This window comes from Amycolatopsis sp. N2S4-7 (assembly GCF_058119595.1).
Window position 1 is genome coordinate 3,300,841 of the sequence record NZ_CP172299.1, and the last position, 16,416, is coordinate 3,317,256.

16 protein-coding genes are annotated in these 16,416 nt (G+C 70.3%); 7 read left to right on the forward strand and 9 right to left on the reverse strand.

Annotation, left to right across the window (positions count from 1 at the left end):
• Positions 1-100: 100 nt before the first annotated feature.
• Together ACH54P_RS15350 and ACH54P_RS15355 are read right to left on the reverse strand one after the other, a co-directional pair.
• Positions 101-814 carry a DUF3159 domain-containing protein gene (locus tag ACH54P_RS15350; RefSeq protein ID WP_489913197.1) on the reverse strand — a complete coding sequence of 238 codons (714 nt, stop codon included), beginning with the start codon at positions 812-814 and terminating at the stop codon, positions 101-103.
• A 9-nt stretch (positions 815-823) separates the two neighbouring features.
• Entirely contained in the window at positions 824-1,204 is a 381-nt protein-coding gene (locus ACH54P_RS15355) for an OB-fold nucleic acid binding domain-containing protein (protein ID WP_003074944.1), read from the reverse strand.
• A gap of 136 nt (positions 1,205-1,340) precedes the next feature.
• Between ACH54P_RS15355 and ACH54P_RS15360 the strand changes: the two genes are divergently transcribed.
• Positions 1,341-2,024, forward strand: coding sequence for an alpha/beta fold hydrolase (locus ACH54P_RS15360; protein WP_489916450.1), 684 nt, complete (start codon positions 1,341-1,343; stop codon positions 2,022-2,024).
• A gap of 45 nt (positions 2,025-2,069) precedes the next feature.
• Here the strand turns inward: ACH54P_RS15360 and ACH54P_RS15365 are convergent, their stop codons facing one another.
• Both ACH54P_RS15365 and dut read right to left on the reverse strand, forming a co-directional pair.
• Positions 2,070-2,732, reverse strand: a complete 663-nt coding sequence (locus tag ACH54P_RS15365; RefSeq protein WP_489913199.1) for a DUF3710 domain-containing protein — start codon at positions 2,730-2,732, stop codon at positions 2,070-2,072.
• Positions 2,732-3,235: a dUTP diphosphatase gene (gene dut / locus ACH54P_RS15370; protein WP_489913201.1), complete on the reverse strand. Its 504-nt coding sequence runs from the start codon at positions 3,233-3,235 to the stop codon at positions 2,732-2,734. Before dut ends, ACH54P_RS15365 begins: the two co-directional genes overlap by 1 nt.
• Positions 3,236-3,259: 24 nt before the next feature.
• Between dut and ACH54P_RS15375 the strand changes: the two genes are divergently transcribed.
• Positions 3,260-3,742: a DUF3093 domain-containing protein gene (locus tag ACH54P_RS15375; protein WP_489913203.1), complete on the forward strand. Its 483-nt coding sequence runs from the start codon at positions 3,260-3,262 to the stop codon at positions 3,740-3,742.
• A gap of 164 nt (positions 3,743-3,906) precedes the next feature.
• On the opposite strand, the gene ACH54P_RS15380 is transcribed toward ACH54P_RS15375, so the two are convergent.
• Positions 3,907-4,215: a DUF4193 domain-containing protein gene (locus tag ACH54P_RS15380; RefSeq protein ID WP_013224476.1), complete on the reverse strand. Its 309-nt coding sequence runs from the start codon at positions 4,213-4,215 to the stop codon at positions 3,907-3,909.
• Positions 4,216-4,730: 515 nt separating this feature from the next.
• Here ACH54P_RS15380 and cei point away from each other — a divergent pair.
• On the forward strand, positions 4,731-5,414 hold the full coding sequence (gene cei / locus ACH54P_RS15385) for an envelope integrity protein Cei (protein ID WP_489913206.1): 684 nt from the start codon (positions 4,731-4,733) through the stop codon (positions 5,412-5,414).
• 188 nt (positions 5,415-5,602) lie between these two features.
• Here cei and ACH54P_RS15390 read toward each other — a convergent pair whose 3' ends face one another.
• On the reverse strand, positions 5,603-6,421 hold the full coding sequence (locus ACH54P_RS15390; protein WP_489913208.1) for an inositol monophosphatase family protein: 819 nt from the start codon (positions 6,419-6,421) through the stop codon (positions 5,603-5,605).
• Between the two features lie 64 nt (positions 6,422-6,485).
• Here ACH54P_RS15390 and ppgK point away from each other — a divergent pair, with 64 nt between their 5' ends.
• From ppgK to ACH54P_RS15410, 4 genes are all read left to right on the forward strand, one after another.
• Positions 6,486-7,253, forward strand: coding sequence for a polyphosphate--glucose phosphotransferase (gene ppgK / locus ACH54P_RS15395; protein WP_489916452.1), 768 nt, complete (start codon positions 6,486-6,488; stop codon positions 7,251-7,253).
• A gap of 218 nt (positions 7,254-7,471) precedes the next feature.
• Entirely contained in the window at positions 7,472-8,872 is a 1,401-nt protein-coding gene (locus ACH54P_RS15400; RefSeq protein WP_489913210.1) for an RNA polymerase sigma factor, read from the forward strand.
• A gap of 114 nt (positions 8,873-8,986) precedes the next feature.
• Complete coding sequence (locus ACH54P_RS15405; protein ID WP_489913212.1) at positions 8,987-9,838, forward strand: LLM class flavin-dependent oxidoreductase; 852 nt, start codon at positions 8,987-8,989, stop codon at positions 9,836-9,838.
• A 272-nt stretch (positions 9,839-10,110) separates the two neighbouring features.
• The gene (locus ACH54P_RS15410; protein ID WP_489913214.1) at positions 10,111-12,474 is read left to right on the forward strand and encodes an AAA family ATPase; all 2,364 of its coding nucleotides are present in this window, start codon (positions 10,111-10,113) and stop codon (positions 12,472-12,474) included.
• A gap of 28 nt (positions 12,475-12,502) precedes the next feature.
• Here the strand turns inward: ACH54P_RS15410 and ACH54P_RS15415 are convergent, their stop codons facing one another.
• The 3 genes from ACH54P_RS15415 to glgB form a co-directional block, all read right to left on the reverse strand.
• Positions 12,503-13,690, reverse strand: a complete 1,188-nt coding sequence (locus ACH54P_RS15415; protein WP_489913216.1) for a hypothetical protein — start codon at positions 13,688-13,690, stop codon at positions 12,503-12,505.
• A gap of 40 nt (positions 13,691-13,730) precedes the next feature.
• Positions 13,731-14,123 (reverse strand): hypothetical protein, encoded by a 393-nt coding sequence (locus tag ACH54P_RS15420; RefSeq protein ID WP_489913218.1) that lies wholly within the window; start codon positions 14,121-14,123, stop codon positions 13,731-13,733.
• A gap of 67 nt (positions 14,124-14,190) precedes the next feature.
• Positions 14,191-16,407, reverse strand: a complete 2,217-nt coding sequence (glgB, locus tag ACH54P_RS15425) for a 1,4-alpha-glucan branching protein GlgB (protein WP_489913220.1) — start codon at positions 16,405-16,407, stop codon at positions 14,191-14,193.
• Positions 16,408-16,416 lie beyond the last annotated feature (9 nt).

A 16,416-nucleotide genomic window follows, 5' to 3' on the forward strand; every position in this document is an offset into this window, starting at 1 on the left:
TGAGGAAGGCCCCCGACGGTCTCGTCGGGGGCCTTCCTCGTGGAGTCCGTACCTCGCGTGATCGAAGGGGCATCTCGCGAGTTCCGGCCGAGCCGGGCGGTCAGGCCTCGGGCGCCGCGTACTTCTCGCGCAGCCGGGCTTCGACCTCCGCGTCGGTCTCCGGCTTCGGCTCGTCCTCGGCCATGGCCTTCAGCCGCTTGTCGGAGCGGCGGACCGCCCACACCACGACCAGCAGGCCCAGCGCGTACAGCGGGTAGCCCATGGCGATCTTCGCGAAGGCCAGCCAGCCGGTGTAGTCCTCCTGGTAGAGCCACCGCTGCACCACGAACCGGGCCGCGAAGATCGCCGCCATCGCCAGCGTGGCGACGTCGTAGCCGTAGCGGGACGGCTTGTCCTTGCGCCACGCCTGGCCGGTGCCGTTGAGCATGTTCCAGACGACGCCCGCGATCGGCCAGCGCACCACCACCGACAGCACGAAGACGCCGCAGTAGATCAGGCTCGCGTAGATCCCGAAGAGGAAGAACCCCTTCGCGGAGCCGGTGCGGTAGGCGATGAACGCCGCGATGGCGACCCCGAAGAACCCGGAGATCGCCGGCTGCAGCGGCTCCTTGCGGACGACCCGCAGCACGGTGATGGCCACCGCGCTGCCGACCGAGGTCCAGATGGCCGCGGTCAGGCCGAAGAAGGAGTTCGCCAGGACGAACACGATCACCGGCAGCGAGGAGTAGATCAGGCCGGACACGCCGCCCATCTGCTCCAGCAGGGTCGGCTGCGGCTCGTCGGTCTTCTTCTCGCTCGGGGCGGGTTCAGTCACGATGGGTGATCAACTCACTGGGCTCTGGAGCTCGTAATAGGGGTTGTACAGCACCTTCTGGCCGTCACGCTCGGCCATCCGGCCGCGCACCTTGATCGTCCGGCCAGGCTCGATGCCCGGGATCCGGCGGCGGCCGAGCCAGATTAGCGTCACGCCCTGTGTCCCGTCGAACAGCTCGGCCTCCAGCGTGGCGGCCTCGTTGGTCGGGCAGAGCTCCACGCTGCGGAGTCTCCCCATCACGGTGACCTCTTCGCCGGAGCGGCAGTCACAGGCCCGCTGCGCCCCTTCGGCGCCCGACCTCATCGACATCTCGTCGGCGTCGAGATCCTCGACGTCGCTGGTCAGCTTGCGTACCAACCGGCTGAAGTAGCCGCCGTCTTTGGCGGACATAGGTGCTCCTGTGCTCCGGGGCCCCCGACGTGGTGCTTGCGGCCCGTGCGAATTCCAGCGTACTGCGGTCCCCGCCAGGGAAACGCCTTTGCGCAAAGATCGCAACGTGACGTCCGCAATCAGAGTTCCCGCCGCGGTGCTGCTGCCCGGCACCGGCTCGGACGAGGTGTTCGTCCGCGCCGTCTTCGCCGGCCCGCTGCGCGCCCTCGGTGTCCCGCTCATCGCGCCACCGCCGCCCCCGGGCGCGGCGGTCGCCGAGGGTTACCTCGAGATCCTGGACGCGCTGGCGGACGAACACGGCGAACTGCTCGTAGGCGGCATTTCGTTCGGCGCCCACCTGGCCGCGGAGTGGGCGGTGCGCCACCCGGGCCGTTGCGGGGGCCTGCTGGCCGCGCTCCCGGCCTGGAACGGCGTCCCGGGCTCGGCACCCGCATCCCTGGCCGCGACGCTGTCGGCGGATCTGGTGGCCGGTTCCGGGGTCGACACCGCGCTGGCGCAGACCGCGGGCAGCCCGGAGTGGCTGCGGGCGGAACTGGACCGGGCGTGGCGCCGCCACGGCGACGGGCTGGCGGCCGGGCTGCGCGTCGCGGCGGGCCGCCCGGCGCCGACACTCGACGAACTGGCGGCGCTGGACGTCCCGGCGGGCATCGGCACGTGCACGGACGACCCGATACACCCGACGAAAGTCGCGTCGGAGTGGGCCGGCGCGCTCCCCCGCGGCGCCCTGGGCGAGACGACGCTCACGGCGCTGGGCGCCGACCGCGAGTCGCTGGGCCGGGCGACCGTCCTGGCGTTCCTGAAGGCCCGGAAAACGCCGTGAAGGCCGTCTCGGGAGTTCCCGAGACGGCCTTCACGGACAAAACGGTCAGCCCTGTTGCTGCTGGGCGGCGATGTGCTCGGCGACCGCCTCGGGCAGCGTGATGGTCAGCGGGGTCCGGACCGGCATCGGCGCGTCACCGCGGTCGACGATCGTGCGCCGCACGATCTCCCGCAGCACCTCGACGGCCGGCGCGGCCTCCGACTGCGGCCCGGCGATGACGCCGCGCAGCATCCAGCGCGGCCGGTCGACGCCGACGAAGCGCAGGGCGACGTCACCGACGATGGCCGAGATCTCCAGGCCCCACTTGCCGCGGCCGATGTTGACCTTGGCGCCGTCGGCCCGCAGCTGCTCGGCCAGCTCGGCGCTGACCTCGCGCCACAGCCCGCCCGAGCGCGGCGCGGCGTACGCGCTGACCGTGATCTGGCCCTGCTCGGTGACGACGTGCACGGCCCGCACGCCCGCGGTCTCCGGGTCCATCTCCACCTGGACCTGGGAACCGTCGGGCACCGGCACCTTCACCGAGCCGAGGTCGATCCGCGGGACGCCGTCGTCCTCGAAGTCCGCGACGTCGAAGGGGCCGTCGGAAACGTCCGAAAGCTCCTCTTCCTCGTCGTCGTACGCGTCCTCGATCGTGTCGTCGGCCTCGGGCGCGGCGTGCCGTCCGGCGGACTCGCCCTCGGTCCGCCGCTTGCGTCCGAAAATCCCCACTACTTCTCCGTTCCTTCCCCCGCGCCGGCGCCCGCTCCGGGCGCTGGTGCTCCCAGTGTGGCGTGTCCACCCGTGGAGCCGTAGCCGCCGTCGCCCCGTTCGGTGGCGTCGAGCTCGGCGACCTCGACGAACTCGGCGTGCTCGACCCGCTGCACGACCAGCTGGGCGATGCGGTCGCCGCGCGTGAGCTTCACCGGGTGCACCGGGTCGTGGTTGATCAGGCAGACCTTGATCTCCCCGCGGTAGCCCGCGTCGATCGTGCCCGGGGTGTTCACCACGGAGAGGCCGACCCGGGCGGCCAGGCCCGACCGCGGGTGGACGAACCCCGCGTACCCGGGCGGGAGCGCGATCGCGACGCCGGTGCCGACCACGCCGCGTTCCCCGGGTTCGAGCACGATATCCGAGGTGGTGACGAGATCGGCGCCCGCGTCGCCCGGTCGGGCGTAGGCGGGCAGGGGGACATCCGGATCGAGCCGGGAGAGGAGTACCTGAACGCTGGACACGGGCGGCGAGATTACTCTCTACCCGTGGGTGAATCTGCGAAGACGGCCGCGAGTGCCGCGGTCCGGCACTCCGAGCGGCTCTACGTCCCGTGGTGGGGCTGGCCGCTGCCGGTGCTGGGCGCGGTCCTGCTGGCCGCCGAGATCGACCTCGGGTACCCGGGGGTCCGGGCGTGGCTGCCGTACGTGATCGCGCTGCCGGTCGTCGTGGCGCTGCTGCTGTCGCTGGGCCGGTCGAAGATCCGCGTCACCGGCGGTGACGAGCCGGAACTCTGGGTCGGCGACGCGCACCTGCCGCTGCGCTACGCCGGCGAGGTGGAGATCTTCGACAAGGACGCCAAGCGCAAGGCCCTCGGCCGCGACGGCGACCCCGCCGCGTACGTGCTGCACCGCGGCTGGGTCGGCCCGGTCGTGCGGGTCCGGCTCACCGACGCGGCCGACCCGACGCCGTACTGGCTGTTCAGCACCCGGCACCCCGAGCGGGTCGCCGAGCTGATCCGGAACGCCTGACCCTGGACATGGGAAGGGGGCCGGCCTGCCGGCCGGCCCCCTTGTCCCCAGCGCGCTTCGAGCCTCCCCCTCACTGCTTTCGAACACTGCCTGTCGAGCAGAGTCCTCGAGGCTCTCCGTCGCGTCTGTTCGTCCCCTGAACCCTGTCCGAGAACCCCGCCGCGTCAGGCGCAGTCGCGGCAGATCAGGCGTCCGCCGTTGTCCTCGGCCAGCCGGCTGCGGTGGTGCACCAGGAAGCACACGGAGCAGGTGAATTCGTCCGCCTGCTTCGGCACCACCTTCACGGTCATGTCCTCACCGGAAAGCCCGGAAAGGTCGGCACCCGGCAGCTCGAAGTTCTCGGCGGTCGCGTCCTCGTCGACGTCGACGACGCCGGACTGGTTCTCGTTCCGCCGGGCCTTGAGCTCCTCCAACGAGTCTTCGGCCAGCTCGTCGGCTTCGCTGCGGCGCGGAGCGTCGTAGTCGGTAGCCATGTGTCCCTCACCCCTGCGATCAGCTTGTGTAGTCGTTTTCCCGGACCCCCGGGTGCGCCCGTGAGTCCGCCGTGCCGCTGGTCAACGTTCCAGGGCCCTCGTTTGTGCCCGACGGCCGAAGTGACCGAGGTCTCTTCTTTTCGCGCCTCTTCCTGCGGCCGGAGCCCGGGAAGGGTAGCTCACCGCTCTGCGGGTTCTGCAACGAGTCAGACATTGCCGGGGAATCGTCACCCGACAGGGGGAACCCGCAGGTAAGACGTGTCGTCGTCCGTTCGGGTTGCCCCCGGGTGGAGAACTTCACGCCGGGCCGGTGTCCGCTTGCCCCGGCCGGCTCCGCCGTGGTGCGATCACCGGACGGGGATCGGTGCCGGGCCAAGGCCCGGTACCGCAGGCAGGGCACGGAAACCGGCGGGGTGACCCGGAACGGTGCACGCCGGCCGCAGCGCCTAGGCTGATCGGCCACGACGGTGGCGTGCGCACCGGCGGAGTTTCGGTGCTCGGGAAGGGACGGACGGGTGGCGTCGGGGAACGGCATCGGGGACCGTGGGGCGCGGCCGTATCGCAAGCACAAGCCGCTGCCGGCGCTGATCGTCATCGGCGTGCTCGCCCTCGGCGCGATCATCGTCTGGGTGAACGCGGCCATCGGCAAGGGCGACGTCGACGAGGCCGTCCGCTGCGACCCGCCCCCCAGCCCGCCACCGGGTGTCACGTTCAGCACCCTCCCGCACGGCGCCCTCGACAACCGCGCTCCGGTGCCGCCCGACAAGGTCGCGGTGAAGGTCCTCAACGCGTCGAGCACCCGCGGCCAGGGCGGCATCGCCACCACGTCGCTGAAGGAGCTCGGCTTCACGGGCGCCGGCGAACCGGCCAACGACCCCGCCTACGAGGGCCGCGAGGCCAAGTGCCGCGGCCAGATCCGCTTCGGCGAGAACGGCTTCACCGCCGCCCGGACGCTCAGCCTGGTGGTCCCGTGCGCCGAGCTGGTCCAGGACAACCGCAAGGACGCGAGCGTCGACCTGGTGACCGGCACGCTGTTCGGCGACCTGCGGCCCCGCGCGGAAGCCCGCCAGATCCTGACCCAGCTCGCCGACTGGTCCAAGGCCCACCAGGGCGGCGGCAGCAACGAGCAGTCGGCGGGAGCGAAGGCCCCGGTCATCGACCAGACCCTGCTGGCCTCGGCCCGCGACGTGGAGTGCTGAGCGGCCCGCGCTAAGCGGCATCCGCTGACCCGCGAGCCGACCCTCCAGATACGCGAGTCGTCCGCCCAGGTACGCGAGTCGTCCGGCCAGGCACGCGAGTCGTCCATCCAGGCACGCGAGTCGTCCGCCCAGGCACGCGAACCGACCCTCCCGGCACGCAAGCCGCCCATTCCCGGTCACCGGGAACCTCAGACCTCCGCGGCCCCGCAGTCCCCCAAAACCTCCCGCAACGGCTCCGCGATCGAAGGCGCCGCCGCGTACGTCGCGTCCGTCCCCAAGTCCGGGGCCGAGCCCGGCAGGAGCACCTCCGCGCCCGCCTCGGCCGCGATCAGGGCTCCCGCCGCCCAGTCCCAGCGGTGGAGGCCGTGCTCCACGTAGCCGTCCAGCCAGCCCGCCGCCACCGCGCACAGGTCCAGGGACGCCGCTCCGTTGCGGCGGATGTCGCGGACCCGGCCCAGCAGCTCCGCCGCGAAGCGCGACTGGCGCGTCCGCCGCTCCGGTGAGTACGCGAAACCGGTACCGACCAGCGTCAGCTCCAGCCGCTCGGGCGCCGACACCGCCAGCCGCCTGTCGTCCAGGTACGCGCCCTGCCCGCGAGCCGCGGACCAGACCCGGCCGCTCGCCGGCTCCACCACCGCGCCGGCCACCGACACCCCACCGACCTGGGCCGCCACCGACACCGCGAACCACGGCAGGCCGTAGAGGAAGTTGACCGTCCCGTCGATCGGGTCGACCACCCACGTGACGCCGTCGCCCGCGGCACCGCCGCCTTCCTCGCCGAGCACCGGCTCCCCCGGCCGCAGCGCGGCCAGCCGGTCCCGCACGAGCCGTTCGGACTCGTGGTCGACCGCGGTCACCACGTCGGTGTCCCCGGACTTGGTCCCGACCGCGACGGAACGGCCGGCGGCCATGCCCTCCCAGGCCTCGCGGACCAGCCCGGCGGCGTCCGTCGCGACCTGCACCGCGACGCTTTTCAGCAACGACTCGTCAACTCCCACGTCCGACATGTCACCACATCCGGTTAAAGTCTCCGAGGCAGGCTTCTGAATCGTGCGAGAAGGGACCACGTCCGTGGTGGAGGCGACCCGCCGAGGTTTCGGCATCGACATCGGCGGCAGCGGGATCAAGGGCGCCTTGGTCGACCTGGACAAGGGACAGCTCATCGGCGACCGGATCCGGATCGAAACGCCGAAGCCGTCCACCCCGTCGGCGGTGGCCGACGTCGTGCACGACATCGTGACGCAGGCGGGCTGGGACGGCCCGGTCGGCGTGACGCTCCCGGCGGTCGTGAAGAAGGGCGTCGCGCACACCGCGGCGAACATCGACAAGCAGTGGATCGGCACCGACGCCGACGCGCTGTTCGCCAAGCGGCTCGGCCGCGGCGTCGACCAGATCGCGATGCTCAACGACGCCGACGCGGCGGGCATGGCCGAGATCCGCTTCGGCGACCCGGTCGCGCGCAAGGGCGTGACCGCGCTGCTCACCTTCGGCACCGGCATCGGCAGCGCGGTGTTCCAGGACGGCAAGCTCGTCCCGAACACCGAGTTCGGCCACCTGGAGATCGACGGCCACGACGCCGAGAAGCGCGCGGCCGCTTCGGTGAAGGACAACGAGGGCCTGTCCTACCCCGAATGGGCCAAGCGCGTGCACCGTTACCTGACCGTGCTGGAGAACCTCATCTGGCCGGACCTGTTCATCGTCGGCGGCGGGGTCAGCAAGAAGGCCGAGAAATGGGTGCCGCTGCTGGACATCCGCACTCCCGTGCTGGTCGCGACGCTGCAGAACAACGCCGGGATCGTCGGCGCCGCGGCGGCCGCGGCCGAGGGCATCCAGCACTGATCCGGCACTGATCCGGCCCCGATCGCACCGCGGATCGGGCACCCGCGGCGGGCGGGAGGGTGATCGCTTCGCGACGCATGCGCGTACCGTCGTTACAATGGAACACGGCCCACGGCTGCGGAGGCCAAAACCGCAGGCCGAGGCGTGATCCCCGAATGTGAGGCAGCAATGGCCCCGGGCCGTTGCTCGTCATGATCGACCGCTGCGAAAGGGCGTAAGTGGCAGCCGCAAGAACCGCAACCCGAGGCGGGACGAAGACAGCGACCGCAGCCGGCGAGCCGGCCGAAGAGGCAGCCACCGGGACGGCGAAGCCAGCGGCCCGCAAGACCACCACTGCCAAGAAGGCTCCGGCCAAGAAGGCACCGGCGAAGAAGCCCGCGACCAAGGGCGCGAAGACCGAAGACGGCGAGCCGGACGGCCCCGCCGACCTCGAGGACGTCGAACTCGACACGCCCGACCTGTCGGACCTGGAAGAGGTCGAGGTCGACGTGGTCGACGAGACGGTCAACGACGAGCCGGACGCCGACTCGGCCGACGACGATGACGACGACGAGTCCGACGAGGAGACCCCGGCGCAGCGCCGTCGCGGGGCCGCGGCGGACAAGGCGGCCGCCAAGAGCTCCGACAACCCGGACTTCGTCTGGGACGAGGAGGAGTCGGAGGCGCTGCGCCAGGCGCGCAAGGACGCCGAGCTGACCGCGTCCGCCGACTCCGTGCGTGCCTACCTCAAGCAGATCGGCAAGGTCGCGCTGCTGAACGCGGAGGAGGAGGTGGAGCTCGCCAAGCGGATCGAGGCCGGGCTCTACGCCGCCGAGCGCGTGCGCACCGCCGAGGAGGAGGGCGAGAAGCTCGTCACCCAGATGCGCCGCGATCTCAAGTGGATCGTGCGTGACGGCGAGCGCGCCAAGAACCACCTGCTGGAGGCGAACCTCCGGCTCGTGGTGTCGCTGGCCAAGCGCTACACCGGCCGCGGCATGGCGTTCCTGGACCTCATCCAGGAGGGCAACCTCGGCCTGATCCGCGCGGTGGAGAAGTTCGACTACACCAAGGGCTACAAGTTCTCGACGTATGCCACGTGGTGGATCCGCCAGGCGATCACCCGCGCGATGGCCGACCAGGCCCGCACCATCCGCATCCCGGTGCACATGGTCGAGGTCATCAACAAGCTGGGCCGCATCCAGCGCGAGCTGCTCCAGGACCTCGGCCGCGAGCCGACCCCGGAAGAGCTCGCGAAGGAAATGGACATCTCCCCGGAGAAGGTCCTGGAGATCCAGCAGTACGCGCGCGAGCCGATCTCGCTGGACCAGACGATCGGCGACGAGGGCGACTCCCAGCTCGGCGACTTCATCGAGGACTCCGAAGCGGTCGTCGCGGTCGACGCGGTGTCGTTCACCCTGCTGCAGGACCAGCTCCAGTCGGTGCTGCAGACGCTGTCCGAGCGCGAGGCGGGCGTGGTCCGGCTGCGCTTCGGCCTCACCGACGGCCAGCCGCGCACGCTCGACGAGATCGGCCAGGTGTACGGGGTGACCCGTGAGCGCATCCGGCAGATCGAGTCGAAGACGATGTCGAAGCTGCGTCACCCGTCGCGGTCGCAGGTCCTGCGGGACTACCTGGACTGACCTTTTCCTTGCGGGACACCGAAGATCCCCGCCACCACGGCTCAAGTGGTGGCGGGGTTCTCCGTTTTCGGGGATCTTGGGAGTCAAGATCACCTACTCCCCGAAAGGGTCCCCGTGAAGATCGGTATCGGACTGCCGAACCAGGTCCGTGACATGCGCCCCGACGTCATCCCGACCTGGGCGGCGAACGCCGAAGAGGCCGGGTTCTCGACGCTCGGCACCGTCGGCCGGATCGCCTACCCCGGCGTGATGGACACCGTCGCGCTCGCCGCCGCGGCCGGCGCCACCAAAACGATCGGACTGGTCAGCAACGTCCTGCTCGGCACCGTGTGGCCGCCCGTGCTGCTGGCGAAGGAGATCGCCGGGATCGACGGCGTCTCCGGCGGCCGGCTCACCCTCGGCATCGGGATCGGCGGCCGCGAGGACGACTTCGTCGCCGACGGCCTCGGCCCGAAGGGGCTCGGCAAGCGGATCGACGCCGACCTCGAGGTCTACCGCGACGTGTGGACCGGCAAGCCTGTCGGCGGCGGCGACAACCCCGCCGTGCCGCCCGGCACCCGCGAGGTTCCGCTGCTGTTCGGCGGGTTCGCGCCGAAGGCACTGGCGCGGATGGCGAAGTGGGGCGAGGGGTACGTCGCCGGGTCGATGCCGCCCGAGATGGTCGCCGGGTCGTTCGAGCAGGCCCGCGCCGCCTGGCGGGAAGCCGGCCGCGACGGCGAGCCGCGGCTCGTCGCGATCGCGTACTTCGCGCTCAGCGAGCCCGACAAGGGCCGGGGGAAGGTCCGCGACTACTACAGCAACATGGGCGACGCGGCCGACTTCATCGCCTCCGGGGTGCGCACCACCCCGGATTCGATCCGCGAAGCCGTCCAGGCCTTCGGCGACCTCGGGGCCGACGAACTGATCTTCAACCCCGCCACCGACGAGCTCGACGACATCGCCCGGCTCGCCGAGATCGCGCTCTGACCTCGGCTTGACACTTGCACAGGGGGCATCGGCAAGTCGGCCGACCGGGCGACTTGCCGATGCCGTCTCGGTGCGGCCGTCGACGACCGCTGATGCTGTGACCGGTTCTCAGTGTGTAACTTAGCGAACTGAGGTAGCGACTGGAGTTGAGATACCGGCCACCACCAGTGCGCGCCCCGCGCATGGCGACCGACGACGGGGGACAGCCGATGGCAGCGCTCGACCGAAAACCTCCGTGTCGCATCGTCCTGGTCGCTCCCGACGATGTTTCCATGGAGGTCGAGACCCTCCGCGACGTCATCAACCAGGCGAACCATTGGCAGCGGAACGTAGAGCTCGAAGTCTGGCACTGGCGTACTGACTCCGGCCCCGGAATGCACGCCCAAGGCCCACAAGGACTAGCCGACAACCGAATGCGGATCACCGAGGCCGATCTCATCGTGGCCGTCTTCTGGTCGCGCTTGGGGACTCCCGTCGCCCAGGACCCGTCGGGGACCGCCCATGAGCTCAGACTCGCCTGGGACGCCTGGCGGAAGACCAGCAGACCCGACATCTGGATCTATTTCGCCACCAGGGACATTCCTCAGTCGGCGATCGAGGCGGATCAGTTCGCAGCGCTCAGGTCATTCCGCCAAGAACTGCCCCCGGAACAGGCCACCGACGAGTTCAACGGCGAAGATGACCTACGTCAACTGTTCTCGAAGCACCTCGAACGATGGCTACGGGAACAGGACAAGGAACCGGAATCCGCGCCGGTTCCTGCCATCGAAGAGCTGTTCAAGCCACCCAGTTCTCAGGACTCGGTCGTCAGGCCGGACCAGATCGAACTGATCGCTGAGTCCCTCGTGCACGCTGGCATGACGACACTTTGTGGACTTTCCGGAAGCGGGAAGACCCGTCTCGTCGCGCAGTACACCGTTTCCTCCCGACGCCTGCCGGAGCACCGCTCCGCCCTCTGGTACGACGTGCCCGAGGGCGGCACCCTCGACGAGATGCTGGCGTGGCTGCCACCGCAGTACATTAGTTCTCCCGACCTCACGCCGGGATTGAAGTCGAAACACCTGACGAACATTCTCCGGCTGAGCCGGACGCTCCTCGTCCTCGACGACTTCCACAACGGGAACACGTCGAGCTTTTCCCCGCTGATCAAAGCCGCGAACGCACAGGGCGGCCCTGGCCATCTCGTCATCGTCAACCGGGCCGCGACCGGCTTGACCGACAGCCCTGAGCTCGCCGTCCGCCCATGGACCGCGGCCGAAGTCTCCGGACTCCTGCGCACCTTCGGAGTCTCCGACCTGACGAAGGCCTTGACCCGCCGGTTGTGCGCCAAGACAGGCGGATTGCCGCTCGCTATCAGGTTCTTCTCCGTGCTCGTCACACGGTTCTCCCGAGATCCGCAGCGGCTGCTCGAAGGCGAGCTCACCCGGACGCACCTCACCGAAAGCTGGTTCGCGGAGATCAAGAACGAGCTCTCGGAGCACGAACTGACGCTTCTCAGGCTGTTTTCACTGGCTCAGCCCGATGTCACCGAGCCGATTTCCCGGGGGGCACAGAAATCGGTTCCAGAGTCGGAGCGCGGAAAATCCTTGAGCCATCTTCAGGCCCTGCTCCTGGTCGAAGCACGGACCAAGGGCGGCTGGAGCGTCCACCCTTTTGTCGCCGAACACACGATCAACGACACTCCCGAGGAGCTGCGCAAGTCATACCTGGGCGACCTGGTCCGGTTCACCAAGGCTCCCCTGATGCGGCGCCGCCGGGAAGGATTGAGTTCCCGAGTCCTGGCTGCCGCGGTACGCTCAGGCCGGTACGCGCAGGCCGCGGGAGACTCGACACAATCCGTCGAAATCATCGAAGCGATCGCCGGCGACGCCAAACGGCTGGGTTATTACCGCCCGCTGAGAGATCTGTGCCATTGGCACGTCATCCACAACGACAACCAGAACCCGTGGATCTACTACCATTACGCACACTGCCAGCTGATACTCGGTGAAGCAAACTCCGCGATCACCGCGCTGCAAAGCATCTCGGTCGTCAACGCCGATCGAACGCTCCACTACTCCGTCGCCAGAGTTCTCGCCGACGCCTGGCGCGAAGCCGGCAAGCCGGAGAACGGATTGTCGATCCTCCGAAGAGCGCTGAGCCGTCTCCCGAGCGATTCAAAAGGATCGAAGTCTGCCTTCCAGTACGCACATACTGCGCTGGCGCGCGTCCTCTTCGACTTGGACGAGCTTGACGAGGCGGAGCGCATCGCCGCCGCCGAGGAAAAGATCAGCACTGGCCGAACCAGGGCCGTCGCCCTGAACCTCTTGGGAAAGATCAAGCAGCGACGTGGTGACGGTAGTTCCGCCCGCAAGTTCTTCAGACGCGCCTTTGCGGAGTTCCGGGCGGTAGACGACCGGCGCGGAATGGCTTGGGCGCAGCAACACCTGGCCGACGCTCTGCTCGCCGACGACGGAGCCGGATCCGCGGAAGCGCGAAGGTGCGTCCGCGGATCGATTTCGATCAGGCTCCGGAGTGGCGAGTCCACCATCGAGTATTCTTCCTGGCTGAACGAGATCAGAGACTCGTTCACGCGGGATCTTGGCACTCTCAACATGATCGACCAGGAACGGGCCCGGCTCGGGCAGGTTTCCTAGAGGCGGCTCGCCCAGATCGCGCTGTGAGTCACGGCCGGCCGGTGAGGGCCGTCCAGGGGACGTGCACGGTGACGCGTTCGCGCAGCTGCTCGTTGAGCAGCCACAGCTCGCCCGTGGCCGGCCAGTAGGAGAGGTTCTGGCTGTTCACCGGTGCCTGCCCGGGCAACCGGGACGTCGACACGCCGCCGACCCCGCCGTGCAGGCACGACGGGTGGTCGCCGGCCACGCCGGCGTACTCCGGGCAGACGCCGGTGAACACGAAGTACCCGTTGCGCGACACCGCGCCCTGCATCCCCCACACCGGCGAGGAGAAGCCCTCCTTCGCGTGCACCAGACCGTCGGCCGCGGTCACCAGGCGCCCGGCGGAGAACGGCCACTTCAGGACGCGCCCGCCCGCCGCGGCCGGCACGTGCTCCGCGGTGACGAACGTGGAATCGGTGTGGTCGAAGGAAAGCGTCGACAGACAGGGCCGCGCGCCCGTCGCCGTCGTGCACGCGCCGCCGCCGGGGTACCAGTACGCGCCGACCTGCGGCATCGCGTAATCGTAGTACGCGGCGTGGTACCGGCCGTCGCTGCCGAGCCCGACCGTCGCGGAGCTGTCGTCGACCTTCCAGAAGTGCGTGGTGTCGAAGACGCGGATCAGACCGCCGGTGGTCGCGACGTAGAGCAGGTTCCCGGACCAGGTCAGGCCGTGCCCGTGGCCGGCGACGACGGCGAAGTTCGCGTCCGACGTCGGCTCCACCAGGAGGACGTGCCGGTACCCGAGCCCGGAGGCGTCCACAAAGGACAGGCGGACCATGGTGTCACCGGGTGTGTGCCACGACGTCGCGACGACGCGCTTGCCCCCGACGGTTCCGGTGGCGGGGTCCGCGTCGCCGGAGCCGGTGAGGCCCTGCGGGATCCAGTCGTTGGTCTTGTCGTCGTTCCCGTCTTCCCAGCAGAAGCCGGCGGGCTTCAGCGTCGAAGCGAGGTACGTCGGGTGGCAGAGCGGGCGGGCCTTGCGGTTGGCGTCACCGAGGAGCTCCGCGAGCCCGCGCGCGGGGAGTTTCTTGTCCAGCTGCCCGATCCGGCCGGCGTAGGTGGCGAAGGTGTCCCCCGCGGTGAGCCGATAGCTGTCGACGGTCGCCGCGTCCAGCCGCGGGAAGCTCGCGGCGGCGTGCGCCGGTGTCGCGAGGCCGAGCAGCAGCAGCGTCACGAAGCCGATGAGGAATCGCATGCCGGGAGCGTGCTCCGCGCGCGTACACGTCCCGTACAACTCAGGGCACGGCCAGGCCGCGCTCCCGCAGCGACTGCTCGACGCGCAGGCGTTCGATCTCGCGGTCCATCCCCTCGGGCAGCTCGGCGAGCCGGTGCGGCACGCCGACTTGGCGGCAGGCCTGCGTGAGGAGCTCGTCGTACGCCTGCCGGGTGCCGAACCGCCGCGCGGCCGGGGTGCCGGAGGGGTAGCCGGCGAGCAGCCGGTGGACGCGGCGCAGGTCGGCGGCGACGCGTTCGATCGGCGGGCCCTGGGGTTGCGGCTTCGCGCGCTTCTCCCGGATCCAGCCGACGAGCCGGGGGACGCGCAGGGCGCACCAGAACAGGACCGTGGGGGCCAGGCAGACCACGGCGAAGAGGATCAGGTTGGCAAGGACGCCATCAGCGCCGTCCATGCCCCGATGGTAAGCCCGCGACGCGCGCCCGGCGGAGTCTTTTTCTCCGGCCCCGCCGGGCCGCCCGTCACGGAAGCGGCAGTTCGACGGCCTCCGGGCTCTTCTCCTCGAGCAGCCAGAGGACACCCGCGGGCGGCAGCTGGAGGACCGCCGAGGCCGGCTGGCCGTGCCACGGCTCCTCCGTCGCCTCCACCGCGCCCAGGTTGCCGACCCCGGAACCGCCGTAGGCCTCGGCATCGGTGTTGACCACCTCGCGCCAGCGGCCCGCCGCCGGCAGGCCGACGCGGTAGTCGTGGTGCGGGACGCCGGCGAAGTTGGCCACGCAGGCCAGCCGCGAGCCGTCGGCGCCGACGCGCAGGAAGCTCAGCACGTTGCCGCTGGAGTCGTTCGCGTCGATCCAGCGGAAGCCGTCCGGCGAGATGTCCTGGCTGAACAGCGCCGGGCAGGTCCGGTAGACCGCGTTCAGCGACCGCAGCAGGTCCTGCACGCCGCGGTGCAGCGGCTCCTCCAGCAGGTGCCAGTCCAGCGACCGCTGCTCCGACCACTCGCCTTCCTGGCCGAACTCGCCGCCCATGAACAGCAGCTGCTTCCCCGGGTGCGCCCACATGAACGCCAGCAGCGAGCGCAGCCCGGCCGCCTTGTTCCAGGCGTCGCCCGGCATCCGGCCCCACAGGGATCCCTTGCCGTGCACCACTTCGTCGTGCGACAGCGGCAGCACGAAGTTCTCGCTCCACGCGTACACGAGCGAGAACGTCATCTCGTTGTGGTGGTACGCGCGGTGGATCGGCTCGTGCGACAGGTACCGGAGCGTGTCGTGCATCCAGCCCATGTTCCACTTGAAGCCGAAGCCGAGCCCGCCCAGGTGCGTCGGCCGCGTGACGCCCGGCCACGCCGTCGACTCCTCGGCCACCATCACGACACCCGGGTGTCGCTTGTAGACGGTCGCGTTCAGCTCCTGCAGGAACTTCACCGCGTCCAGGTTCTCGCGGCCGCCGTACTGGTTGGGCAGCCACTCCCCGTCCTTGCGGGAGTAGTCGAGGTACAGCATCGACGCGACGGCGTCGACTCGCAGGCCGTCGAGGTGGAACTCGTCGAGCCAGTACAGCGCGTTGGCGACCAGGAAGTTGCGCACCTCGTTGCGGCCGAAGTCGAACACGAGCGTGCCCCAGTCGGGCTGCTCGCCGCGGCGCGGGTCCGCGTGCTCGTACAGCGGCGTCCCGTCGAAGCGGGCCAGCGCCCAGCTGTCGCGCGGGAAGTGCGCGGGCACCCAGTCCACGAGCACGCCGATCCCCCGCTGGTGCAGGCGGTCGACGAAGTAGCGGAAGTCGTCCGGCGAGCCGAAGCGGGACGTCGGCGCGTAGTACGACGTCACCTGGTAGCCCCACGAGCCGCCGAAGGGGTGCTCCGAAACCGGCAGCAGCTCCACGTGCGTGAAACCGGTTTCGAGGACGTAGTCGCCCAGCTGGTCGGCCAGCTCCCGGTAGTCCAGGCCGGGCCGCCACGAACCGAGGTGGACCTCGTAGACGCTCATCGGCGCCGCCGCCCACTCGGTCGCCTCACGCGTGGCGATCCACTCGTCGTCCTCCCACTCGTACGCCGAGCGGGTGACCACCGACGCCGTCGCGGGCGGCTTCTCCGTGCCGAACGCCATCGGGTCGGCCTTCTCGTGCCAGTTCCCGTCGGCGCCGAGGATCCGGAACTTGTAGCAGGTGCCGTCGCCCACCCCGGGCACGAACAGCTCCCAGATCCCGGACGAGCCGAGCGAGCGCATCGGGTGCCCGCGCCCGTCCCAGCCGTTGAAGTCGCCGATGACGCGGATGCCGCGGGCGTTGGGCGCCCACACCGCGAACGACGTCCCCTCGACGACGCCGTTCGGCGTCTCGTACGACCGGAGGTGGGCGCCGAGCGCCTCCCAGAGCCGCTCGTGGCGGCCCTCGCCGATCAGGTGCAGGTCCAGCTCGCCGACCGTGGGCAGCCAGCGGTACGGGTCGTCGGCGGTGACGGCGTGCCCGTCGTACTCGACTTCCAGCCGGTAGTCACCGGGGTGCTCCGGCACGGCGACGGCGAACAGCGCGTCGATCACCGGCTCCATCGGGTACCGGTGCCCGCCCGCGCGCAGTGCGACGGCCTTGGCGCCGGGCAGCAGCGCCCGGGCCGCGTACCCGCCGCGCACCTGGTGGACGCCCAGCACCGAGTGCGGGTCGTGGTGGGACCCGGCCAGCAGCCGGTCGATGTCGGCGGCCGGCGGGGCCGCGGCGGGGAGGCCTTCCGGAACGGCGTTCACGGTGTCATC

Bases quoted from the DNA above. Each gene is read 5' to 3' on its own strand.
- ACH54P_RS15355 (WP_003074944.1), bottom strand. From the start codon at position 1,204: ATGTCCGCCAAAGACGGCGGCTACTTCAGCCGGTTGGTACGCAAGCTG.
- ACH54P_RS15380 (WP_013224476.1), bottom strand. From the start codon at position 4,215: ATGGCTACCGACTACGACGCTCCGCGCCGCAGCGAAGCCGACGAGCTG.
- ACH54P_RS15390 (WP_489913208.1), bottom strand. From the start codon at position 6,421: ATGTCGGACGTGGGAGTTGACGAGTCGTTGCTGAAAAGCGTCGCGGTG.
- ACH54P_RS15410 (WP_489913214.1), top strand. From the start codon at position 10,111: ATGGAGGTCGAGACCCTCCGCGACGTCATCAACCAGGCGAACCATTGG.
- ACH54P_RS15415 (WP_489913216.1), bottom strand. From the start codon at position 13,690: ATGCGATTCCTCATCGGCTTCGTGACGCTGCTGCTGCTCGGCCTCGCG.
- ACH54P_RS15420 (WP_489913218.1), bottom strand. From the start codon at position 14,123: ATGGACGGCGCTGATGGCGTCCTTGCCAACCTGATCCTCTTCGCCGTG.